The organism is Streptomyces sp. M92, assembly GCF_028473745.1.
Classification (GTDB): Bacteria; Actinomycetota; Actinomycetes; order Streptomycetales; family Streptomycetaceae; genus Streptomyces.
In genome coordinates, this window is record NZ_CP101137.1 from 4534111 (window position 1) to 4557424 (window position 23314).

13 protein-coding genes are annotated in these 23314 nt (G+C 69.4%); 6 read left to right on the forward strand and 7 right to left on the reverse strand.

The features are described from left to right. Positions 1 to 30 precede the first annotated feature (30 nt). The gene (locus tag M6G08_RS20430) at positions 31 to 2301 is read right to left on the reverse strand and encodes a UvrD-helicase domain-containing protein (protein WP_272588601.1); all 2271 of its coding nucleotides are present in this window, start codon (positions 2299 to 2301) and stop codon (positions 31 to 33) included. Next, positions 2298 to 9197 (reverse strand): DEAD/DEAH box helicase, encoded by a 6900-nt coding sequence (locus M6G08_RS20435; protein ID WP_272588602.1) that lies wholly within the window; start codon positions 9195 to 9197, stop codon positions 2298 to 2300. Before M6G08_RS20435 ends, M6G08_RS20430 begins: the two co-directional genes overlap by 4 nt. Before the next feature lie 479 nt (positions 9198 to 9676). Between M6G08_RS20435 and M6G08_RS20440 the strand changes: the two genes are divergently transcribed. Then, the gene (locus tag M6G08_RS20440; protein WP_272588603.1) at positions 9677 to 11302 is read left to right on the forward strand and encodes an AbeC-like domain-containing protein; all 1626 of its coding nucleotides are present in this window, start codon (positions 9677 to 9679) and stop codon (positions 11300 to 11302) included. Beyond that, complete coding sequence (locus tag M6G08_RS20445; RefSeq protein WP_272588604.1) at positions 11299 to 11724, forward strand: hypothetical protein; 426 nt, start codon at positions 11299 to 11301, stop codon at positions 11722 to 11724. The genes M6G08_RS20440 and M6G08_RS20445 overlap by 4 nt, the downstream gene beginning before the upstream one ends. A gap of 18 nt (positions 11725 to 11742) precedes the next feature. Here M6G08_RS20445 and M6G08_RS20450 read toward each other — a convergent pair whose 3' ends face one another. From M6G08_RS20450 to M6G08_RS20460, 3 genes are all read right to left on the reverse strand, one after another. Next, the gene (locus M6G08_RS20450; protein WP_272588605.1) at positions 11743 to 12414 is read right to left on the reverse strand and encodes a hypothetical protein; all 672 of its coding nucleotides are present in this window, start codon (positions 12412 to 12414) and stop codon (positions 11743 to 11745) included. Then, positions 12411 to 13646, reverse strand: a complete 1236-nt coding sequence (locus tag M6G08_RS20455) for an AAA family ATPase (protein ID WP_272588606.1) — start codon at positions 13644 to 13646, stop codon at positions 12411 to 12413. Before M6G08_RS20455 ends, M6G08_RS20450 begins: the two co-directional genes overlap by 4 nt. Positions 13647 to 13770: 124 nt before the next feature. Beyond that, positions 13771 to 14232 carry an ATP-binding protein gene (locus tag M6G08_RS20460; protein WP_272588607.1) on the reverse strand — a complete coding sequence of 154 codons (462 nt, stop codon included), beginning with the start codon at positions 14230 to 14232 and terminating at the stop codon, positions 13771 to 13773. A gap of 137 nt (positions 14233 to 14369) precedes the next feature. Here M6G08_RS20460 and M6G08_RS20465 point away from each other — a divergent pair, with 137 nt between their 5' ends. Further along, positions 14370 to 16475: an Ig-like domain-containing protein gene (locus tag M6G08_RS20465; protein ID WP_272588608.1), complete on the forward strand. Its 2106-nt coding sequence runs from the start codon at positions 14370 to 14372 to the stop codon at positions 16473 to 16475. Positions 16476 to 16600: 125 nt separating this feature from the next. On the opposite strand, the gene M6G08_RS20470 is transcribed toward M6G08_RS20465, so the two are convergent. Next, positions 16601 to 17737, reverse strand: a complete 1137-nt coding sequence (locus tag M6G08_RS20470; protein WP_272588609.1) for a hypothetical protein — start codon at positions 17735 to 17737, stop codon at positions 16601 to 16603. A 356-nt stretch (positions 17738 to 18093) separates the two neighbouring features. Here M6G08_RS20470 and M6G08_RS20475 point away from each other — a divergent pair, with 356 nt between their 5' ends. Continuing rightward, positions 18094 to 21402 carry a type ISP restriction/modification enzyme gene (locus tag M6G08_RS20475; protein ID WP_272588610.1) on the forward strand — a complete coding sequence of 1103 codons (3309 nt, stop codon included), beginning with the start codon at positions 18094 to 18096 and terminating at the stop codon, positions 21400 to 21402. A 12-nt stretch (positions 21403 to 21414) separates the two neighbouring features. Here the strand turns inward: M6G08_RS20475 and M6G08_RS20480 are convergent, their stop codons facing one another. Continuing rightward, complete coding sequence (locus M6G08_RS20480; protein WP_272588611.1) at positions 21415 to 21654, reverse strand: hypothetical protein; 240 nt, start codon at positions 21652 to 21654, stop codon at positions 21415 to 21417. Between the two features lie 622 nt (positions 21655 to 22276). Here M6G08_RS20480 and M6G08_RS20485 point away from each other — a divergent pair. Beyond that, positions 22277 to 23092, forward strand: a complete 816-nt coding sequence (locus tag M6G08_RS20485; RefSeq protein WP_272588612.1) for a helix-turn-helix domain-containing protein — start codon at positions 22277 to 22279, stop codon at positions 23090 to 23092. After that, positions 23089 to 23295 (forward strand): DUF397 domain-containing protein, encoded by a 207-nt coding sequence (locus M6G08_RS20490; RefSeq protein WP_443048864.1) that lies wholly within the window; start codon positions 23089 to 23091, stop codon positions 23293 to 23295. Before M6G08_RS20485 ends, M6G08_RS20490 begins: the two co-directional genes overlap by 4 nt. The last annotated feature ends 19 nt before the right edge of the window (positions 23296 to 23314 follow it).

The following is a 23314-nucleotide window of genomic DNA, read 5'->3' on the forward strand; positions in this document are numbered from 1 at the left end:
GCAACCGCGGCACAACCCCTAGGGCTCCGGTCAGACAGCGACCGGTGGCCGGGCCTGGATCAGCTCCGTGAGGAAGGGGCTCGGTTCTCCGTGCCAGAAGACGTCCAGGCTGTCCCGGGCGCGCGTGGCCGCCACGAACAGCAGCGACCGGGCGCGCTGCATCTCCGCCCGGTAGCGCGCCGGGTCCGTGGTCCGTCGTTGCTGGACGTTCGCGCGGGGCACGAGACCGTCGGTCACCCCAGCGATGATCATGTGCTGGTACTCGAGTCCCTTGAAACGGAACATCGTGCCGATGTGGACTCCGCTGTCGCCCCGGGGTCCGTCGGGTCCGATCTCCAGAGCCCTGATGCCGTGCTGGGCCAGCGTGTACGCGGCTTCGCTCGCCATCTGATTGGTCGGCACGGCGATCGCGATCTGCTCGTGCGGCACCTGTCCCCAGGAGTCGATCAACGCGGCGACGGCCTCTCGCTCGCTGTGCCAGTCGTCGAACCTGTGCAGGTCCGGAACCCCACCGCTGAGCACCGACCGGAACCCGGCCAGTGTCTCGCTGCTCCCGTCGAGGTCGTCGTACGTCTCCTCGCCGAGCACGTTCAATGCGGAGCGCAGGATCTGCCGGGTGGTCCGGTAGCTCAACGACAGCTTGGACGACCGGCCCCGAATGTTGATGCCGAGACTGCCGAGGGTCACCTGGTTCTTGTAGATGCGCTGGTGGGTGTCACCGACGAGGAAGAGGTCGTTGCGGTCTGGGGCGGTCATCGCACGGAGCATCTTCCAGTGCGCGGGCCGCAGGTCCTGCGCCTCGTCGACCACGATGTGCCGGTACCGGTAGCGCAGCCAGCCCCCGGAACCGTCGGCCGCGTGGACATTGTCCAGGCCGCCCGCCTCGTCCCGCTGCTGGTCGATGGCCTGAATGCGCCGGGCTCGCGCCACCTCCAACTGTGCGGCCCGCTCCGCGATCTGGTCCCACGTCTGTACTCCCAGCCGGTCCAGCCGCTGGGTGAACCGCTCCGCGAGCTGCCAGATCTCGGCGCGCTCGGCCCGGCTGACCGTGCGTCCGCGACCGGCGCGCCGGGCACGGAAGTAGTCCGTGCGGGAGGTGACCGCCTGGCCGAGGATCACCTGCGTCCACTCGTCGTGCAGGAACTCCGCGTCCCAACCGCCCTCGCCGAGCTCGTCGAGGAGCGAACGCCATTCGCGGACCGCCTGCGCCTCGTCGACGATCCGCTTCCGGTTGCCCGGTTCGGCCTCCCGCACGGCGCGCAGCGCGAGCTGGTCGACGTGACTGATCTCGACACGGGACAGCAACGTCTCGCCGCCCAGGGCGAGCAGCCGTGAACGCAGGTCGGCGGCGAGGTTCTTGTTGTAGGTGGTCAGCAGGACCGGCTTGTTCCGACCCGCTGGGAGCCGCTCGACCAGGTGCTTGACCCGGTGCAGCGCCACGATCGTCTTGCCGGTGCCGGGACCACCGCCGACGCGCGCCGGGCCGCTGTAGTCCCGCCCCACCAGCTTGGCCTGGGTCGGGTGCAGGAACACCTTCCAACGGCCGAAGTCCTCGCCCTCCAGTGCTTCCCGCAGCGCGTCGTCGGTCGTGGTGACGATGGTGGCGGGGCGTTCGACGGCGGCCTGGAAGTCCTCGGTGTCCACGGGGTCCGGCGCCGCGACAGGGGCGGTCACCTGCTCCAGGACGTCGTCATACGCCTTGCCGTCATACAGCGCCAACAGCACCTCGCCGGTGAGCTGCGGGGCGTACTCGACGAGCCCGAGGAGCTGGTCCTCGGTGGTCAGCGCGGCGACCACCGGGACGAGGGACGGCGCCACCCCCAGGTCGGTGAGCTGTTCCTCCGACCACTGCTCGAACAACGGCCGGGAAGCGAACGGTTCGGCAAGCGGGGCCGGTGCGACGGGCTCGGTTGGAGGAGCGGGGGGCGACGGGACCGCGGGACGGAGCACCGACTCGTGCACGACCTGCAGGTCCACGTACTCGATGCCGCCCGTGACGCGGTTCACCGAGTACGTGAGACGGTCCAGATGCGCGTACACGTCCTTGCGGTGTTTGACCGACACGATCAGCCAGTCGTCGTCGGCCAGGCGCAGCAGCAGCGCGCGGTACTCGTCGTTGACGCGCGCCGAGTGCAGCTTGTCGTGTCCCTGCAACTGCTTGAGGCGCAGGCCCGCGGAGTCGGGGTTCGTCTTGAACTTGTGCTGGAAGTCGTAGATGGCGCCCTTGACCGGGCGGGGGAGCTTGAGGATCTCCCGGTCGGCCTTGTCGAGCAGGCGCAGTGTGACGTTCTTGCCGGTCACGGCTGTTCGTTCCCCCCGTTGTCCTTGGTGGTGCCGTCTGGCTGGTTACGACCTTCGCGGTCATCGGATGGTTGTGCTGCGCCGAGGCGGTCGGCGAGGGCGTCGACGGCCCAGTCGGCGGCGGGCCGCACCTCCCAGCCGGCCTCGGCGAACGCCCGGTCCCGGTCCACGGCCTCCGGGTCCTCGTCCTCGCCCTCCGGCGGGCGCGCGGCGAGGACGACGCCTACGCGTGCGGCGGGCCAGGCCAGCTCGGCCAGCCAGCCGTTCGAGTCGAGCTCGTAACCGTCCTCGGGCACCGGGACGCCGCGGGCGGCGAGTGCCTCGGCGAACACGAGCAGGCCGGGCTCGTCCGGGTCGAGGTACTCGACGACCCGGTCCCACGCCGTGTCCCGGGCAGCCGGTGTGCTGTTCGTGGCCGGCACCTCTGCGGGCGCCACGACCGGCGTCGGGGTTTTCGCCTGCGCGGGCGTGCGGTCGGCGGGGGCGACGAGCGTGGCGCGGACGCTCTCCAGGACCCCGCCGCCGCCCGTGACCGCCAGCATCTCCACGGGAAACCCGTCGAGGCGGCCGGTCGTGAGCTGGACGGCGTCGCCGCCCCCGGAGTCCAGGAACTGCAGCAGATTGGACCAGTAGAGCCATGCCTGCCAGCGGCGTTTGTGAGCCTCCTCCAGGGCGTGGACGCCGGACGCGTCGTCAAGGAGGACGATGCCGGTCCACGCGGGCGGCTTGGCCCGGCTGTCGGCAGCGAACACCAGCGGCAGCCCCGAGCGGTCGGTCACCGCGAACAACTGCACCGGGCCGCGCGGCCCGGTGGGCGTCGTACCGCGTAGTGCCGCCGTGATCTGCTCGCCCAGTACGGTCGGGGCGAGCGCGGACGGGCGGGCTCCGGCGCCCATGAAGCCCGCCAGTGCCGCCTCCGCACGCCACTGCCAGAGCTGCGCGTCCGGTCGGCGCAGGTACTCCACGAGTTGCACGGCCGGGTTGACCCACACCGTCTCTGCGAGCTCCCCGGGCAGGCCGCCCCGCACCTGGGCGTAGTAGTCACGGGCTTTGCCGCGGGCCCGGTCGCCGTACGGCTCCCACACCGGGTCGGCCGGCCCCGAGCCGCCGCTTCCGGTGTCCTGGACGCGGCGCCGCCAGTCCCGCACGTCACCGTAGGTGAGCTGGAAGACCCGGAGGCCCTCCGCGCGCAGCCCGGTGCGCTTGTCGGCGTCGTCCCCGGCCCGGTTGTGCTCCCGGCCGGCGTGGAACTCGTAGCCGTCCAGGTAGAGCGCCACGCGCGGACCGGGTGCGTCGAGCCGTTCGAACAGCACGTCGGGACGGGTTCCGTCGAGGACCCGTTGCTGCGACACCCGCCAGCTCAGCGTGGTGCCGTCGGCAGCGGACAACCGCAGGTCAAGCGCGTGGGTGCCGGCGGGCGTGATGTAGGCGTCGCCGCCGGCACCGCTCTCGGGCAGCCGCGCCCACTCCCGCAGCGTGTCGATGAACAGGACCTCGAGATCGCTCTCGGCCTGCTGGTGCATCGGGATGTGCTGGGTCGTGGCGACGGGCGAGGTGGCCCAGCGCTCGCCGTCCGCGCCGAGCAACTCGTCCAGCATCTGCCGGACCTCGTTGCGGCTGACCTTGTCGTAGTCACCCGGCGGGACGCGGCGCAACAGGCAGCGGTGGCAGCCGTCGAGGCCCTTCTCCAGACAGCCGCAGCCCTCGATCACCTCGCGGGCCTTCAGCAGGACCTCGCGGAAGCCGTCGGAGTTCGCCAGACGGTGCAGGTACCCGGTGCCGCCTGGCAGCCGGTCGTAGACCACGAGGAACCGGCGCGGCCAGTCGCGGTCCTCACCGTCCGGCATCGACGCGGCGGTGATGTCGATGTGGTCGGGATCGCCGCCGTAGCGCGCCGCTATGCCCGCGAACAGTGCGGCGGTGAACGAGGCGAGCCGTTCCGTGGCGCGCGCCACGGACGCCGGGAGCAGGATGCGCACGGCCTCCGTGGTCAGCTCGTGCGCCAGCAGCAGCGGCACGTCCTCCCCGGCGCCCTGCTCCTCCCCGTCACCGCGCAGCCGACGGCGCGGGCACCACAGCTGATGGTGGGCGCTCGCACGGGTGGAGCGAGCGAGTGACGCGGTGAGCGCATGCTGCGACTGGTCGACGACCGGCTGCCCGTCGGCCGTCGCACCGCCGCAACTCGTGCACACGTAGAACGGGTTCAGGCGTACGTCGTCTCCCGCGAGCGGGACGGTGCTGCTGCCGTCCTGCCGGTCGATCCCGAGGTTCAGGGTGCGCACGACCGCCTTGCGCGTGAAGTCGGCGCCGAAGACCGCGCCGTCATGCCGCCACGAACCGGTCGCCAGGTGGGCCGGGTCGATGTCGACGGTGGTGAGCACCGCGTACCGCCTGCGGTCCCGCTCGTCGCGGTCGTCCCGCACCCGGGCGTCGTCCCGCTTGTCCCGAGACGTCACACGCCGGGGCTCCAGTACGCGGTGCACGCAGCCGGCATCGGCGATCTCCCGGGAACCGCAGCGCGGGCACGGGGAAGTGTCGTTCTTCGGGTCGCCGTGCGTGCGGGCGTACCCGCAGGCCGGACAGAGGCGCCACACCGACCATGCGCGCCGCTCCGGGCTGCCGATGTCGAGGGCACGCACGACGTGCCGGTAGCCGTTGACGTAGAAGCTGTTGCCGGGCGCCAGTTCGGTCAGCGCCAGTTTGCGGGACCGCTCGTAGTCGCGCATCTCGCTGCGGTGCACCCACTCCCGGCGCTCCTCGTCGCCGTCCGGTGCCTCCGCGCCCTCGTCGCCGCCCGCAGCCTCCTTCCAATAGAGCGTGGCCTCCAACGACGTCGTGGTGTCGGTGAGGCTGTAGTTGGGCAGCAGGCCCAGTTCCACGAGGGCGCCGTGGGCGCTGGTCTGGCTCAGTTGACGCAGCAGTTCGCCCGTAGCACGCCGCTCGGCGAGCAACTCGCGTCGCTCGGCACCCTGTTCACGGTCATCGGCGAGCAGCCCGTCCACCGCGGTGTCGATGGCGGCGATACGACGGCGCAGCTCCTCGCGGCGCGCCGTCCACTCCTCCTCCGCCTCGGCCAGCGTGCGCGCGATGCCGCCGGTGGCGTACGCGCGCAGTTCGTCCGCGGCGTGCGGGGACACTCCCCGGTCGTCGTCCGGACCACCCGGTGCCTGCGGGAACAGCGCCAGGAACTCCTCGACCAGAAGGACTCCGTGGGTGAGCGCCGCGTCCGACAGGTCCTGGCACCAACCGGTCGTGCCGAACAGCGCCGACGACAGACGGGGCACCGGCATCAGCGGCTCTCCGTCCGCCGTGGTCAGTTCGCCGCGCGCCGCCCGGTCCAGCAGGTGCGCCGTGTACTGGCGGCGCAGGATCTCCACGGCCGACAGGTAGCACCCCGGCGGCACGATGTCACCCGCGATCATCTCCGTCGGATCGTCCAGGTAGTAGCGGTCGCGGGCGCGGCGACCGCCGAAGGCGACGACCAGGGCGTTGCCGGTCCGGCGCCCGGCGCGTCCCGCACGCTGCACGTAGTTCGCCGGTCCGCCCGGCAGTGAGCCGAGCAGCACCGCCGACAGGTCGCCGATGTCGATGCCCAGTTCCAGCGTGGGCGTGCACGACAGCACGTTGGGGTCGGTGTAGTGGGCGCCTTGCCGGAACGCCCGCTCCACACCCTCCCGTTCGGGCCGGGTCAGCATGCCGGTGTGCTCCGCCGTGACGACCCGGTAGGTGCCGCCGGTCAGATACAGACGGCGGTAGTAGTCCGCCCGGTAGTCGCGCTCCAGCTTGCCGCCGAAGCCGCCGCTCCCCGCCCCGGTCGACGACATGCCGTACTGGGGAGGCGTGAGCACTCCGGTGCAGCGCCAGCGCGGGCAGGGATGCCCGTACCAGCGGGTGCGCCGCTCGGGCGGTACGACCTGCTGCCAGCCGCACTCCTCACAGGACACGAACGCCTTGTTGACCAGGTCGTCCGCCAGGAGCCGCACCTGGACGTGGCCCGGCTGCAGCCCGTACACGCGGGTGGTGCGGTCCTTCGCGGTGCGCGCCGACACCACACCCTCGTCCGCGAGGACGGGCAGCAGGCGGCGCAGGTACTCGGTCGCCTGGGCCGCGTCGAGGCCGAGACAGCGTCGCGTCCAGTCCTGGTACCAGTTCCCCCGGCCCGTGATCGTGTCGAACTTGGTCTTCTCCTTGGGGCCGGCGAGCAGAAACCTGGGCGGTGCTACGTATCCCTCGGGGAAGGCAGGCATCCCCTCAGGACGCCGTCCCGAGATGAGGTACTGGTTGACACCCGCTTCCTTGATCCACGTGTCCAGCCACCGGTGCCGGACGCCGCCGCGCAGCCGCATCCGCTCCACCAGCCCCCGCACGTACGCCAGATACCGGTCCGGCGTGGGCAGCCCACCGTCCAGGCCCAGCTGGCCCGGTAGCGCGAGGTGCAGGTCCCTGGCGAGCCCGACGATCCGCTCCGGTTCGGCGATCACGACCTCCGCGGCCGTGGTCCGGGTCAGCTCCAGCGTGCGCCCCAGCCGCGAGCGCAGCCCGAACTCCATGACGGTCGCGAACGCGAGCCGCTCACCGATCAGCTTCCACGTCCGCGCGTCCCCCGTGCCCCGCCCCGACAGCAGCCGGTCCACGCCCGGTTCGTCGTGCAGGTCCGGCGGGACGACGGCGGCCAAGGTCTGCGGGTCGTCGACGGAGTCCAGGACATCGCCGATGAGGTCGTTCAGCGGGAGCGGCGTACCGTTGTCGTCCAGCCGGTGCGCGAGGAGCGAGCGCAGCGAGAACTTGTAAGAGGCGTTGGCGACGTATCCGGCCCGATGTGCCGCGTCCTGCGTGGAGTCGTTGAACAGCAGCGTCTTGCGTTCCTCCGGCGCCAGCGCGATCTCCTGGCCGCCGGTGAAGAGCTGGGTGACCGTGGCGGAGGCCAGGGAGGCGAGCGCGGTGCCGAGGAACCGGATGCCGTTGTCGGTGTTGCACGCGGGACACGTGTCGTCCTTCGCGGCCTGGTCGGCGGTCTTCTTGTCCAGCACGGCCCGCGCGAACCAGGCGTCCTGCAGCCCTTCTCCGTCCTCGGCGACGGGCATGCGGTAGGTGCCCTCCGCCCCGTCCAGCACGACCACGGACTGCGGGTCCACGCCCCCCACTGCCTTCGGCGCGCCACCGGTGAGCGCCGCCAGCGCCTCCCGCGCCTCGGCGGGCGTCGCGGAGATGAAGTACCGCAGCCGACGCTTGTCGCGCCCCACCGCGGCCTGCCAGATCCTCAGCGGCCCGGTCTCCAGCTTCTGCGGATCGGCCTCCGGGGACAGTGCAGCCCAGCCCGAACGACCGCACACCCGGCAGTAGACCGCGGGCAGGTGAGCCTGGGCCGGCCGCTGCACGGTGTCCGAACCGGGCAGCGCCTCGGGCCGCCGCGAGTCCGTCGTCGGCCACTCGTCGCCGTCGGACGACTCCTCGGACGCGGACGCCGCGGTGAGCGCGGAGCGTCGGGCGACGGTCCGCTCGTCCTCGTACCAGCGGAACTCCGGCCGGGCGCCCACCCCGCTCAGCACCCGCCCCACCGGCCTCACCCACAGGTGCGCCTCGATGTGCAGCAGCGGACGCGGCCGGCGCTCGTCGGACTCCGGGTCCCGCGCCGACGACAGCAACGCCACGAACCGCGACAACGCCTCCAGCGCGAGCCGCGGGTTCTCCCGTGCGGTGCGCGCCCACGCGTACCCGAAGCGGGCCATGCGGTCCCGCAGACCCCACTCGTCGAGCGGATCGCCGTTCAGCAGCGCGAGCACCCCGTGGGTGAAGTCGTGCTTCCGCAACAGCCGCCCGATCTGGAAGGCGTCCATGCCGCGTCGGCCCAACAGCCGCTCGGCGAGCCCGTCCAGGTCGAGCCGGTCCGGATCGGACTCGACACCCGGCCCGCCCGAAACGTCGATGACCTCCTTCGGGTCGGGAGGCTCCGGCAGCTCGTAATCGATGTCCCCGACGAAATCGTCGGCGCTCAGCCGCTCCTCACCGATCACGGAGTCCGGACCGAACGGCACGCCGAACACCTGCTCGGCGACGGCGAGGATGCCACTGCCGTCGCCTCCGCCCTCACCGAGGGTCGCCGAGGTCGCCACCGGGCAGATGGAGCCGAGCGGCCGCTCCGGCTTCGAGGCACCCACGGCCGAGGCCAGCCGCCGCAGCAGCATGGCGACATCGGTGCCCTGCGCGCCGTCGTAGGTGTGGAACTCGTCCAGCACCACGTACGCGGGGTCCGCGCCTTCCCACAGCGGCCGGTCCTCGGCCCGCTGCAGGAGCAGGTCCAGCATCTTGTAGTTGGTGATCAGCACGTCCGGCGGCGCCTGCCGCATCTCCTCGCGCCGCGTCATCACCCGCCGGAAGTCCGTGTCCGGTTTATCGCCGATGTAGAGGCCGGCCGTCACTTGCGCCAGCTCCGGCTGCGCCAGGTACTCGCCGATACGACCGGCCTGATCGGTGGCGAGCGCGTTCATCGGATACAGCAGGACGGCCTTCACCCCGCGCCTCCCCAGCGCCTTCTGCCGCCGGCAGTGGTCGAGTACGGGGATCAGGAACGACTCGGTCTTGCCCGACCCGGTGCCGGTCGTCACGAGCGTGGGCTCGGCAGCGCTTTTGTACGTGCTCAGCCGTTCCCACGCCTTGGCCTGGTGCCGCCAGGGTGTGAACGACGGCTGCCACTCCAGTGCCCTCTGCCATCCGTCACCGGCGGGATGGAACGGCGTCCTGATCCGCAGATACGGCCCGCGGAAGATCCCCGTCTCCGGATCACCGAGGAACCGCTCCAGCGAGAGCCGCGTGTCCTCGTCGGCGAGGGCGTACGTCGTCGTCAGGTACTGCGTGAGACTGCCGCGGAGCTGTGCGGCGGCCAGGGTGGGCTTCACGAGGACCTTTCGGGCAGGACGGTTACCACGACCGCCGGGCACGTGACGCCGTGACAGCCGGCGAAGGCGCCGTGACGATCAGCGTCAAAAATACCGCCGACCTCGGACATCGGTACCCACCTGGTCGAATTCCGGGCTTCGGCCGCGGTGCGCCCGTTGGGGGCGGAGCTGAGTTCGGGGATGCCGATGGCTGGAAACGCGCTCTCGGATCACCTGCGGTCTTTCCCCGTGGCCGGTCAACCACCACTCTGTCTCCACCGTGGGGTGGGGAGCCGAGGAGGGCGTGCGCGTTGGGACTGGGGACCGACTTCGAGCGTGTGGAGGAGAACACCGGAGAACCGGTCGGAAAGCCACTTTCCCCACCCCCTCCCCGAAAGCGGGGGTGGGCCTCCTTGCGCAAGGATCCGGTCATGCCACTGCCGGACGTTGCTTCAGTACGGCGTGGAGCTGCGCCGGAGGGCACGCCCCACGAGAAGAGCGTGCCGAGCCGACCGGACACCTCGGACGTCACCGACTGGTTCTGTGCCGCCCCGTACCTCCGTGACGACCACGCCGAGAAGCTGGCCCGCTGGGTCTCGCGGTACGCGACCGCTGTCCCACGCCTGGCTTGGATCTTCCTCACCCGGCGTGACCGGAAGAAGCGAGAACGCGCGCTGCGGGCGGTCCTCGAGGACCTGCGCCCGACGGACACCCAGTGGCCGGTGTTCCTCGGACACGACTACGCACGGTGGGTGCGTCGCCGTGTCGCCCGAGGCCACCCCGTACCGCCACACGGCTTCCACCTCACGCCGGTGCTGCAGAGCGCGGCCAGCGCGGAAAGCCTCACCCTCATCAGAAGGGCGCTGCTCGCCGCGGTCCTGGCCGGCGCGACCGTCACCGGCTGGACCACGGGCTTCGCCCTCGTCCTGCCCGTCCTCGCCCTCGGTACGTGGGCCGTCTGCTACGCGGACCGTCTGTACGCCTACACGCGATTTCGCCGGGCCCACTGGACCAACCGGCGGCCGGCCCGTGACCTGCGCTGGTGGGTGGGGCCCCGACGCCGCCGCGTGCTGCGCCGCGAACCGCCCGAGCGCGACGGACTCGTGGTGCCCTACGCGCTGCGTCTGCGCGGCGGCACCGAGCCTCTGCACCACCTCGTGGGCGCCGGCACCCTGTGGTCCGACGACGCCATCGGCATCGACGTCATGGCGGCCGACGATCCCAATGCCGCGCGCGACGAGACGGAGGAGGAGAAGGTCGTCCGCCGCACCTTTCGAAGCGTCGACGAGATCATGCACGGGAGGGCAGGCCACGCCTTCACCGACTTCACCCCCGACGAACTGCACCGTCACGTCGCCGGAGAACTGAAGGAACTGCTCGACAAACGGCCCGCCTACCATCCGGAAAACAGACTCGACGTCTTCGACGTGGCCGCCGTTTCGGCGGAGCGTTGGGAGGAGATCACCGACGCCGAATGGGAGTCCCTCCTCGTCCTCGCCCGACAGGGCACCGGAGCCGATGGCGCCAGCGCGGCCCCGAAGGAGGCCCGCCGGATGCTGTGCACCCGCATCGTGTCCTGGGACGGCGAACTCGTGGCGGCGCTGTACGTGAGTTTCGCCTACGAACACCACTTCCTGCGCCTGACCCTGCGCTCCCAGGTCATCAACCCCGTCCACCCCACGCTTCGCAAAGGTGTGAGGGCGACACGACGCGGCGGCGGTGCCTGGCACGCTCGCACGGCGTTCAACGCGCTGCTGGACGCCTTCGCACTCCTCGACCGTCTGCGCGCGCCCCTGCGGTCGCGCCGCCCTCCGATGGACCCCGGGCACGGGCCGGTGAGTCTGCGTGAGGTCTATGCCTCACACTTCATGGACGACATGCTCCAGTACGACGACGCGCGCAGGTACGTGGACTGGATGCAGCGCTGCGTCTTCCGCGCCGTCCTCGGATTCCTCCAGGACCACAACGCCGACATCAGCGCCTTCGTGCAGCAGGCCACGTACATCCTTCAGAACAGCGGCGTCATCAACTCGGGTGTCATGGGCGACGTACAGAACCAGCCCGGTGCCCGAAACTCCACCACCACCATGACCCGGACACCACCGGTCCAAGGAGAAGCATCGTGACCATGTTCCGCCGCCGTGACGACAGGTTCGAGAACGAAGCGGGCAACACCGAGCCGCCTGCCTACAGTCGCAACTCAGGCGTCATCAACGATGGGTCCGCGGGCAACATCCAGAACCAGCCGCATGCCCACAACTCCCACCAAAGCATGGTGGCTGCCTCGGAACCCGAGTCCGCCGACCGCTGGGCACGCACGATGGACGAGCTCACGGACGCCCTCGCGGCAGAGCGAGACAAGGTGACCGACCCCGCGACCTGCGAGGCTCTGGTCGGGCTGCTCCGCGACCAGCAGGTCACCCAGGAACCGGACCGCAGCGTCGCGGGGGCGATGCTCCACAAACTGACGACCTTCTGCGGCGACGCGAGCAATGTCCTGACCGTGATCAGCACGGCCTTGGCGCTGCTGGGTCTGGCACCGGCCTGAGCGCGAGCCGTACGGGAATCAGGTCCAGGCGGTCAGCTCGTCGACGAAGTCCTCGTACGAGCGGTTGCTGCCACGCGGGGAAGGAATCAGCCGATGCTTCAACGCCTCGCGGGCAACCGCGGGGCCGTCGCTCTCCCGGAATACCGGTGAGCCGAGCCCCCGCTTCAGCTCCTCCTTGGCGTCCTTGAGCCGACCGGTGTCCCTGTCGAGCAGGCGGCCGGGGACCTTCCAGCGCGGACGCACGTACGGAAAGGCGTCCGGGAAGAGCAACAGCCAGCCCTCGCTCTCCCAGGCGGCGAGTGCGAGCGCCGTACGGAACTCCTGGCACTGGCGGGTGAACTCGTCGGCGAGTGTCTTGCGGACCTGGTCGTATTGAGCGTCGGTGTAGCCGTCCAGATCCTCGTGGACGACGAATCCGAGCAACTCGGCGCGCTGCTGGCGCGCCTTGGCCCGCGCCTTGCCGGCGAGGGCCTTCACGGCGGCGGCAAGATCCGGGCCGGTCTTCTTGCGGAGCCGGACCGGGTCGTTGATGCGGACCAGCTTGGCCGTCGCGTCGACGTCGGGCTGGTGGGCGCGTATGAGCGCGGCCAGGATCTCGCAGTCGTTCTGGTCCTCGCCGGCCAGCACGATGACGCCGCGCTCCTGCGCCCGGGACGTACGCCCGCCGCCCTGCCGCCCTCTCGGGGTCACAGCTCACCCCCGGTGAGGTCGCCGCCCAGCACGCCGGAGAACCACAGCTCCCCGAGCGGCTGTTCGCCGGACTCCTCGACGATGTCCTTGACCTCGTCGACGGTGAGGGCCGGAATGATCGATGCGCCGTCATCGTCGCGGTCGCACACGACGAACTCTTCCGGATACAAACGGTTGACGAGGGCGGGGGAGTGGGTGGCGACGATGAACTGCGTCCGCTCGGCGGCCTCGCGCAGTCGCTGCACGACGAGTTCCAGGGCCTGCGGATGCAGCCCGTGGTCGATCTCCTCGATACAGGTGAACGCCGGAGGATTGGGGTCGTAGAGCAGGGCGAGCAGTCCCAGCAGTCGGACCGTCCCGTATGAGGCGTCGGCGAGCGGGGTCAGGCGGCGCAGACCGCGCTCACGCAGCACGACGGTCAGCTGGTCGGTGGCTCCGCCCACCTCCTCGAACTCGATGTTCTCCAGCTGGGGCAGGACCGTACGGGCGTCGGCCACCAGATCGTCCCAGACCTCCTCGCGGCCGCTGAGGTGGATCAGGAATCCGGCCAGGTTCTCGGCGTGCGGGGAGAGGGCGGCGAAGTCGGCGCCGCGCAGACGGGTCGGCTGCCGGGCCGCGGCCACGTCGACGTCGAAGACCCGGAAGGACGACAACCGGTCGGCGACCCGGGTCACCTCGTCCCCGCCGTCCGCGGGACCGAGCCGGGGAAGGGTGGACAGCCCACTGCTGAGCCTGCGGATGCCGAAGCTTCCGCTGTCCTTCGTCTGACCGGCCCGCTCATCGATCACGCGCGCTTCCTCGCCGGAGATGGTGATGCGTCGGCCGCGACCCTGCCTGCGCTTGAACGCGAAGCTCTCCACTCGGGAGAGGGCGTAGGTCAGGCGCTTTCCATCCCGATTGGAGGGCAGGGAGCGCCGTCGAATGGTCAGGTCGTACTCATCGGGAGCATTGAGCGTCGCGTTACTGGTCCAGGTCGCCCTCAGGTGGATGCGCATGGACGTCGGCGGCTTGTGCCCGCCCCAGAAGGCCACCTCGTCGAACCCGCCGCGCGTGTCGAGCGCCGGCTGGAGGTCGGTACGGATGATGTCGGCAAGGAAGTCGAACACCTTGAGCACGTTGGACTTGCCCGCGCCGTTCGGGCCCACCAACACCGTGAGGGGGCCGAGCGGCACGGTCACGTCGCGCAGACTGCGGAAGTTCTCGACGTGCAGTTCCAGGAGGCGGCCGGGCATGGGGAACCTATCGGGTGGGTGCGGTGGGCGTTCCGCTCGCGATCGGTACGTTTCCGACCGCGAGTGGAATTTCGTGGCTCAGCGTAGCCGGGCGGGCCGACATCGGTTCGCGGATTCGGCGTGGTCATCGCGCCGGGAGCCGATACGTTCCCAGGGTCGCCCACACGGTCTTGCCGGGACCGCCTCGGCGGTCCGTGACGCCCCAGTCGCCGGCCAGGGCGGTGACGAGGAGGAGGCCGCGCCCGTTCTCGGCGTCGGGCTCCGCCGGACCGGTGACGACGGGCCGACGTTCTGCCCGGGTGTCGGAAACCTCCAAGCGCACCAACTTGCCGTCTCCCGCTACGGCCAACCGGACGTGGAAGTCCCGGCCGGGAACCCGCCCGTGCTGTACGGCGTTGGCGCACAGTTCGGCGGCGATCAGCGTCAGCGTCTCGTTGACGTGGCCGTCGTAGGGGTGGCCCCAGGCGTTCAGACAGTGCACGACGAAGAGCCGGGCGAGGCGGGCGCCGCGCGGGGTGGAGGTGAAGGCCATGGCGAATTCGGGGGAGTCCGCGGGATGCAGCGGAGGACGAAGGGAGTTGTGCATGGGCCCAGCGTTGTGGCGTCGCCCGGCCTACCACCAGCGTCATGGCTTGTACGACGGGTTGCTGTACGGCGGCGAGGACGCCGGCGCGCGGCGCGGGGAAAGGCCGGGAGGGCGGGCGCGGTATACGACGGGGGCATTTGACAGACCCCTTACGGGGCATCAGACTGCGCGTTTCTGGCGTAAGCAACGTCAGGGTCCTGTGGGGGGATTGTTTCTTGTTCATCTCTGCAGCGCTTCGGCCTGCCCTGCGGGCGGTGACCGTCGTCTGTCTCGCCGTCGCGACCGTGCTGATTCCCGTGGTTCCGGCCTCGGCGCACCGACACCCGTGCCACGCCCGGCATTCCTGCGAGTCGGACACCGGTTCCTACGTCTGCGGGGACAAGGGTGACGCCTCGATGTGCGCATCCGGTCGGTTGGGCCGAGGGTTCGACGAGGGGGCCGTCGACCTGGTCGCACCCTCTGAGCCCGAGGTCAAGAACCCCGTGCCACGGCCTGGTGGCAAGGCGTCCGTAACGGTCAGCGCCGAACGAGGCGCCACCATCGTGGTGAGCGAGGAGTACGGTGACGAGGTGGCGCGGGCGACCGCTACCGGCGCCGAGCAGACCCTCACCTTCCAGGCCGGAGACGGCGAGCGTACCTACACGGTCACGGTGACCGACGCCGCCGACAACGTGAGCGTCCCGAGCGATACGTTCACCATCAAGTCCGATGCCGAAGCACCCGACCTGGAGTCCTTCGAGGTCAAGGCCGCCGACCCGACCAACGCCGCCGTCGAAGTCACATTCCTGAGCGGTGAGTACGGCCATTACGAGCTGGCCGTCGCCGGCCGCAAGGACAAGATCACGGGTGAAGCCGTAGGCGGCACGACGGTGACCGAATCCCTGTGGCTTCCGAACGGTGACCACAAGATCACCGTCGCGGTCATGGACGCCGTGGGCAACGTGACCCGGCGCACCGAGCCCGCCACCGTGGAACTGAGTTCCCTGAAGCCCAAGCTGGGGCATGAAGACGTGTCGCGTGAGTCCCGGGTTCTGCTGCCCGTCGACGGACCGCCCGAAGCCGTCGGCGAGGTACGAGTGGGCGGCATGACCCGGAAGGTCACGCTGGACAAGGGCGGCTCCGCTGTCCTCGCCTTCGATCTGCCGGACGGCACTTACCACCCGGAGGCCGACCTCGTCGACCGTTTCGGGCGGCACGGCACGGTCAGCGGAGAACCCATCCTCGTGGACACGCGGGCGCCCGCGCTGACGGCCGTGTACGACGAGGAGGCCGCCCGGCACGGCACCGCGGCGATCACGGTGACCAGCGAACCGGGAACGGACATCAGTCTGAGCGAACGCGGCGTGCCGATGGCGGCGGGCCGCCTGTCCTCTGCACGGGAGAGCGTCCGACTCACCGCGGACCTGCGGCCGGGGCGTCATCGGCTCACCGTCTCGGCGGTGGACCGGGCGGGCAACAAACGCACCCACGATCTCCTGATCACGGTCCGGGACGACATGACGACGGCTGAGATCGTTCGGACCGTCCTGTGGGTACTGGCCATCGCAGTCGTGGCCGGAGTGACGGCGTTGTTGCTGTGGCGCGGCCGGCGCACCATCAGCGCTTGGTGGGAGCGTCGCCGTGAGGCCGCGCGTGCCGCCGTCGCGCTGCGCGCGCAGGCCGCTCGGGAGAGGCAGTTGCGCCGCGAGCAGGAGCAGTACGAGCGCGACATGACCGACTGGCGTGCCGAGCACCGTGTGCTGTCCGAGCTGCACGACCTGGCACGCAATCCGAAGAGTGAGGCCTACGAGGCGGACCGGTTCCGCTGGGGCCGCCGGAAGAAGGACGAACGCGTCCTTCTGGTGCTGACCGCCCGCCTGGTCGAGGTGCGCAACAGGCAGGGCGTGATCAGCTTGGAGGAGACCGAGCGAGGCGAGGTCGCTGTCACCGACCGCCGAGTCCTTTTCGCGGGGCCGGCGAAGCGCAGGGAGTGGGACTACGCGCGCTGGCTCGACCACGAGCATCTTCCGCAGGGCGCCACCGTCATCATGGTGTCCAACCGGCAGAAGGCGTCCGGTATCGCCTATCCGGTTCTCGAGGCGCGTCGCGTACGGCTCGTCATCGCCCTGGCCCTCGCCGACCACCGAGGAACCCGGGAGCAGATCGTGCGGCGCACGCGCCGGGAGCTGGAGGCCCACGCCGCCACCCGCCCGGAACCGCCCCGCACCCCCGAAACCGAGCTCTCGGGACAGTCCACTGCCTGACACGCGGCCGGAGGCCGCACACGGGCAGGTACACGGCCGGGGCCTGCACCGCCCGATGCGCGGCCTTCTCGCAAGCGGCCAGCCAGCGGGTCCGGCCCAGCACCGCCTCGCGGCCGTACTCGGCGTCAGACTCGCCGACAGCGCTCGCGGAGCTCGGCGATGACCGCCTTCTCCTTGGCGTTGACGTCACCGTCCACCGTGGCCACCCGGTCGGCCACGTCGAGGAGGTAGCTCAGATCCCCCGGCTCGGCGTCCACGCGCTTCCACACCTCGGCGGGGTCGATGTCGACAAGGTGCGCGAGCTGTTCGTCGACCACCTGGTGCTGCTCCCGGACCACCCTGACCAGGTGCCGCATCAACAGCGCCTCGTCATCGGCGATCTTGCTGTCCGCCATGATGACGAGCCATGCGACCCACAGCATCAACTGAGGGTGCTGACTCTCCTTGCTCAGACGCTCGGCGAGTTCGATCACCCGCGCCTCGTTCCGGAAGACGGCCCGCGCGTGTCGGCCGGCCAGCAGCGTGGTGTAGCGGTTCAGCACCACGGTAAGGGGGACGCCGACCAGGGGGATACCGATCTTGATGACGTTGCGCTGCAGGAGGTGCTTCCCGACGACGGGGAGCGCCTTCCCGGCGGCGAGTACCGATTTCGAGTAGAAGCGCTTGACCAACGGTCGCACCATGACCGGGACCGCTTTGATCACGGTCTTGTTGGCCGCTTCCCCGCTCTTGATCGTGAAGGCCACACGGATGAGCTTCCACAGGTCCTCGGGGTCGTGCACGTCGAGCGGGACCCGGTAGAGCACGGAGATGTCGTAGGCCAGGCGAAGCTGGAGCTGGGTGACAAACGCGACGTCGATCATCATGGTCGCCACGGCGGCGGGGACGGTCGCCGGTGAGGCGCCCCCGAGGCTCCCGATGGTGGCGGCGACCGTCGCCGTGTAAGCCCCGGCGGAGAGACCGCCTTCGAGTGCGGCGTACCGGGCCGCCATCTTGATCCGCTGATCGATGATGGCATCCGCGGGTACACCCGCGTACCGGTCCTGGAAGTACTGCCAGTCGACCTTCTCGGTGTACGCGTTCATGGCATGAGTGGCGAGCTTGGTGAACCAGTTGCCCGACTTGATGTCGTCCGCGCTCAGCCCTTTGACGAAGTCCCTGATCGCGGCCTGCTCCTGCTCCACGACCTTCCGGTCGGCGGCGGTGGTGTCGTCGGCGTCGTCCGCGCCGGTGTCGGCAGCGTGTGCCGTTGTGTCCGTCATGGCGCATTCCCCCCAGTTGTTCTGCGACCGCCCGAGCCGCGGGGCGCGGGCGCCCCGGCTGCCGTCTTCGCGTGCTGATTCCGCGAGCGGCGCGAAGGCCGCCCGGTGTTCTCCCCTTGAGGCGCAACCTTAGCGTCCAGTCGCATGATCCGTGCCGTGGTGGACACGGGGCCGCGGGTGTACAAGCGGACCCTGTACGTGTGAGGGCGGTGCCTCCTCAGCGACTTCGTGCTCATTCCCGAACGGACAGAGCGGTCGGGAGCGGAATTCCGCCATGAAAGGCGGGTTTCCGTACGTGACGAGGTGTCAGTTGCCTGGTACAACCAGGTGATCTCATGACACTTCCAGGGGGGACCGTGTCACTCAGCACGTACGGCTGGCTGGTCCGAGCAGTCTCGGACTTCGGCAGCGCATGCAAGACGAAGCTCGCCGGTGACGGTGGACAGGAGGCCGCGATACGTGGCCCACTGGAGAATCTGCTGGCGGCCGTGGGGAGCCACCACGCCATCTCCGAAGTCACCTGGCACGATGAGGTCGAACTCCGCGACCTCGGGGTGCGTCCGGACTACGCCGTGCGCGTCGACGGGATGGTCAACGGCTACATCGAACTGAAAAAGCCCGGACTGAGCGTAGATCCCGGGACGTTCACCCGTCGAAACCGGGAGCAGTGGGAGAACCTCCGCGACCTGCCCAACCTCCTGTACTCCAACGGCACGGAGTGGCGCCTGTTCCGCCACGGCGTGCAGCTCGGCGAGACCGTCCACTTCGTAGGGTCACTGAAGACCGCCGGCGAAACGCTCGCGCCGGCCGACCCCGCCGCCTTCGACACGATGATGCAGGTCTTCCTGCTCTGGGCGCCTCCTCCCATCCGACAGGTGTCCCGACTGGTCCAGCACGTTGCCCCGCTGTGCCGGCTCCTCCGGGGTGCCGTGCTCGAACAGCTCGAGGCCGAGGCCAAGTCGGGCGACGAGGACGGCCTCACGCACGCCCGCCCCTTCTCCGGACTGAAGAGCGACTGGCGCAGACTGCTCTTCCCTTCCGCGGACGACGCGACCTTCGCCGACGGATACGCCCAGACCGTCACCTTCGCACTGCTCCTGGCCCGCGCGGAGGGCATCGACCTCACACAGGTCGGCCTCCATGAGATCGGCCGCAAGCTGGACGCCGGCCACGCACTGATGGGCAGGGCGCTTCAGCTCCTGACCGGCAACGTCAACGAGCGCTTCGACGTGACCCTCGACCTGCTGCGGCGCACGATCAGCTGTGTCGACTGGGAGACCATCCGCCGGGGCAACCGCGACGCGTATCTCCACCTGTACGAGGACTTCCTCACCGTGTACGACGCGGGCCTGCGACAGAAGAGCGGCTCGTACTACACACCCCGCGAAGTGGTCGAGGAGATGACCCGCCTCACCGAGGACGTGCTGCGCAGCCGCCTCGGGAAGGCGAAGGGCTACGCCGAGGACGACGTGCGGATCGTGGACCCGGCCATGGGGACGGGGACGTTCCTCCACACGATCATCGAGCGCGTGGCATCGCAGGCCGCGAAACGGAGTGGACCGGCGATGGCGAGGGACGCCATAGCCCGGCTCGCCCGACGGCTGTTCGGCTTCGAGCTGCAGATGGGTCCCTTCGCGGTCGCCGAGATGCGCGCCTCGGACCTGCTTAGGAGGCACAACGCCCCGCTTCCCGAGCGCGGCCTCAACCTCTTCGTCACGGACACCCTGGACAACCCATACGTGGAAGAACAGGAGCTGGCCTCGACGTACGAGGCCCTCTCTATCTCCCGTCGACGCGCGAACGAGGTGAAGGGGAAAACGCCGGTCACTGTGGTCATCGGCAATCCGCCGTACGACGACAAGGCGGAGAACCGCGGCGGGTGGGTGGAGAAGCGCCCCAAGGGCCAGGAGCCTCCGTTGCTGGATACCTTCCGCTACCCGGGAAACGGCCGGTACGAGCATGTCCTGAAGAACATGTACGTGTACTTCTGGCGCTGGGCCACCTGGAAGGTCTTCGACGCCCACGAGGCCGATCAGCACGGCGTGATCTGCTTCATCACACCGTCCGGCTTCGCTACGGGGCCCGGCGGGCGCGGCATGCGTGACTACCTGCGCCGGACCTCCGACGAGGGGTGGATCATCAATCTGAGCCCCGAGGGCCAGCGCGCGGATGTGGGCACGCGGGTCTTCCCGGGCGTTGCCCAGCCACTGGCGATTTGCATCTTCGTCCGGCGATCCGACACGGATTCCGACCGGCCGGCTCGCATTCACTACCGGGCGCTCTCGGGGAAGCGGCAGGAGAAGTTCCAGCAACTCAAGCAGGTCCGGTTGGACGATGAGGGGTGGCGGGACACCCACGAGGCCGATGCGCGGCCGTTCACGCCGGTTACTCAGTCGGGCTGGGAGGACTTTCCGGCACTTGCTGACCTCTTTCCTTGGGGAAGCCTCGGGGTGACGTCGAATCGGTCGTGGGTCAGTGCGCCGTCTGCCGAGACGCTGCGCCGCCGTTGGGTCCGCCTGATCAGGGAGGGAGAGGCAGCGGCGAAGGCTGAACTGTTGAAGGAAACGCGAGACCGCACGCTCGACCGTCGCGTGGCCCCACTCCCGGGCCGGCCCGCGAGTGGCACCATCGCGGGGGAGACCGCCATCCAGCCTCACCTGGGCCGAATTGCGCGGCGCAGCTTCGACAGGCAATGGCTCATCGCTGACAGCCGGGTCATCGACTTTCCGCGCCGCGGCCTCTGGGATGCGATGGGCGAGGCACAGCTCTTCCTGAACCAGCAGTCGTCCCATGTGATCGAGTCGGGGCCCGCGGTCATGGCCACTGCGCTCATACCGGACACCGACCACTTCAACGGGCGCGGTGGCCGCAACATACCGATTCTCCACCCGGACGGCTCGGCCAACGTCCCCGCGGGTTTGCTTGCCCACCTCAGTGCCGTCCTAGGGCTGGACGAGGTCACGGTCCAGGACTTAGCCGCGTACATGGTGGCAGTTGCCGGCCATTCAGCTTTCACTGCGCAGTTCACGGAAGAACTGCTGACACCCGGAGTGCGGGTTCCCCTTACTCGAGCCGCCGAGATCTGGCTGAAGGCGGTAACCCTTGGGTCCGAAGCCATCTGGGCTCTCACCTACGGTGAACGTGCCGTCGCACCCGAAGCAGCACGTCCCGCCGAACATGTGGAATTCCAGCCAGGCGATCCACGTCAAGTGCGCTACGTGACCCACATCGGGGCGACGCTTCCTGACAGGCTGCGCTACGACGCCGAGACCGAGACCCTGTACGTGGGCGAGGGCTCGTTCAGTCCCGTCCCGGAAGCGGTGTGGAACTTCGACGTCGGCGGGATGCCGGTGATCAGAAAGTGGTTCGGCTACAGGAAGGCCTCACCGAACAGCAAGCGGACAAGTCCGCTGGACGACATACACGTCGAATCTTGGCCCAGTGAGTGGACGGAAGAACTTGTCCAGTTACTCTCGGTCTTGCGCCGCCTGACCGATCTTCTTCCCGCCCAGCGAGACCTGCTGGCCGAGGTTCTGGCCGACCCCGTTGTCACGGAGGGCGAGTTACGGAAGGAAGGCATCCTGCCTGTCCAGGAGGCCGCACGTAAGGCTCGGCGTCCGAGCGCGCTCAAGGAGGGCCTTTTCGGCACCCTCGATGGCGATTGACCAGATGCGGGATCAAGCGGCACGGGTGTTGCCGATGGCTTCCTGCAGGTTGCAGCTGCCCTGCGCAAGCCTGCGCAGGGCAGCTGCAATCCGTCGTTGGTCCACGACTCTTTCCTCGGCATCCAACGCCTCAGCAAACGCAACCACCTCGGCCAGGAGAACCATCGCCTCTTCATGCTCGGCTCGGTGGAAGAACGCGGCCCCCAGTGCGGTGGCTTCCAGCGTCTCGCCGATCCTCTTGACCAGCCCCATCCAGACGAGTGCTGGGGCGTCTGCGGCAACTTGATCAGGAGAAAGCCCCCGCGCAACCGTTGCCTCTGACATGGGAAGGGGGAGGGGCGCCAACATCAGCTCCCTGAGGAGGGAGTACTGGGTCGGGGTGAGAGCGACGTCCGGAACGACCATGTGCCAATACCTAGCATGCCGCTCCGTGCGTGGAGCGACACGGGCGCGTAGCGGGAAGTCCATCGGCGTGGCGCGCCAACGTGATGTCAACAGGTCGGACGGATGGGCGCCAGTGCACCGTCGAAGGGCTTGCAGAAGCCCTGAGGGGCGGTTGCCTTCCGATCTTGTGCGTGGGCGGTCGGACCGGAGTTCGGTCGGATAAAGGCAGGGCGGGCAGTGTCTGCCAACAGGGCATCAGCAACGGCACGTTGGTCACGCGCGCGGCTCGCGCCGAGGCTCGGCGATCCGCCTTGAAGGAGATAGGAGCACCCTTTCGGGAAGGCCAGCGGGTGTACCCGGTATGGGGGCAAGCGAGCGAAGCGGCATCGTGGCGACGCTGTGTGTCTTTAGAGTGTGCTGTGAGTGGCGGTCGGGTGTGGCGCCTGCGGTGGGTCGGGCGCCTCCGGGCAGCGGGTGAGGTGAGGTTGCCATGGCGGCGCATGGTGAGAGCGAGGCGGGCATCCTGCGGTGTTTCGGACAGCAGGTGCGGTTGCTGAGGACGAGCCGGGGGCTGACGCGGGCGGAGCTGGGCGCGAAGCTCGGGTACGGCGAGGACATGGTGACGTCCGTGGAGCTGGGGCGGCGCATTCCGAGGCCGGAGTTCATCGAGCGGGCGGACGCGGTGCTGGAGGCCGGCGGGCTGCTGACGGTAATGAAGGAGGAGGTGGCGCGGGCGCGGTATCCGGCGTTTTTCCGGGATGCGGCGCAGTTGGAGGCGGAGGCGGTTGAGCTGCATGTGTACGCCAACCAGGCCGTGCCGGGGTTGTTGCAGACGGAGGAGTACGCGCGGGCGGTGTTCGGGGTGCTGCGGCCTCCTCTGGATGACGCGGTAGTTGACGAGCGCGTTGCCGCGAGGCTGGCGCGACAGGAGATCTTCCACCGCAAGCCACCTCCGCTGATGAGCTTCGTTATCGATGAGTCGGTGCTGCGCCGTCCCCTGGGTGGGCGTTCCGTGCTGCGTGGACAGTTGGAGCACGTTTTGCTCATCAGCCACATGCGGTACGTCGAAGTGCAGGTCATGCCTCTGGATCGTGACGAGAACGCAGGGATGGCCGGTCCCTTCACCTTGATCGAGACGAAGGGAGAGCGCAGGATCGCGTACGTGGAGGTTCAGAACGTCAGCCGGGTGCACAGCGAGCGTGAGCCCGTCCGGGCTCTGGAAGCCAAGTACGGGACGCTGCGTGCTCAGGCGCTGACGCCTCGCGAATCACTCGCGTACGTCGAGAAGTTGTTAGGAGAGCTGTGAGCACCGAGAAGACATGGCCGCGAATGGGTGCCCCCCTGCACTGGTTCAAGAGCAGCTACAGCAGCGAGGAGGGCGGTGAGTGCGTGGAAGTTGCTGTTGATGCCGTCACCGTCCACGTGCGGGACTCGAAGCTGGCGGTGGAAGGAAGGCCGGAGCTGAAGGTAGGGCAGGCGGCATGGACGGCGTTGCTTGGAACAATGTGAAATTGTGCTACTGCTCGCG

What these genes read in the sequence shown, in the direction of transcription:
- M6G08_RS20470 (WP_272588609.1), bottom strand. Translation starts at nt 17,737, where the DNA reads ATGACGGACACAACGGCACACGCTGCCGACACCGGCGCGGACGACGCC.
- M6G08_RS20460 (WP_272588607.1), bottom strand. Translation starts at nt 14,232, where the DNA reads ATGCACAACTCCCTTCGTCCTCCGCTGCATCCCGCGGACTCCCCCGAA.
- M6G08_RS20480 (WP_272588611.1), bottom strand. Translation starts at nt 21,654, where the DNA reads ATGGGGCTGGTCAAGAGGATCGGCGAGACGCTGGAAGCCACCGCACTG.
- M6G08_RS20485 (WP_272588612.1), top strand. Translation starts at nt 22,277, where the DNA reads ATGGCGGCGCATGGTGAGAGCGAGGCGGGCATCCTGCGGTGTTTCGGA.
- M6G08_RS20455 (WP_272588606.1), bottom strand. Translation starts at nt 13,646, where the DNA reads ATGCCCGGCCGCCTCCTGGAACTGCACGTCGAGAACTTCCGCAGTCTG.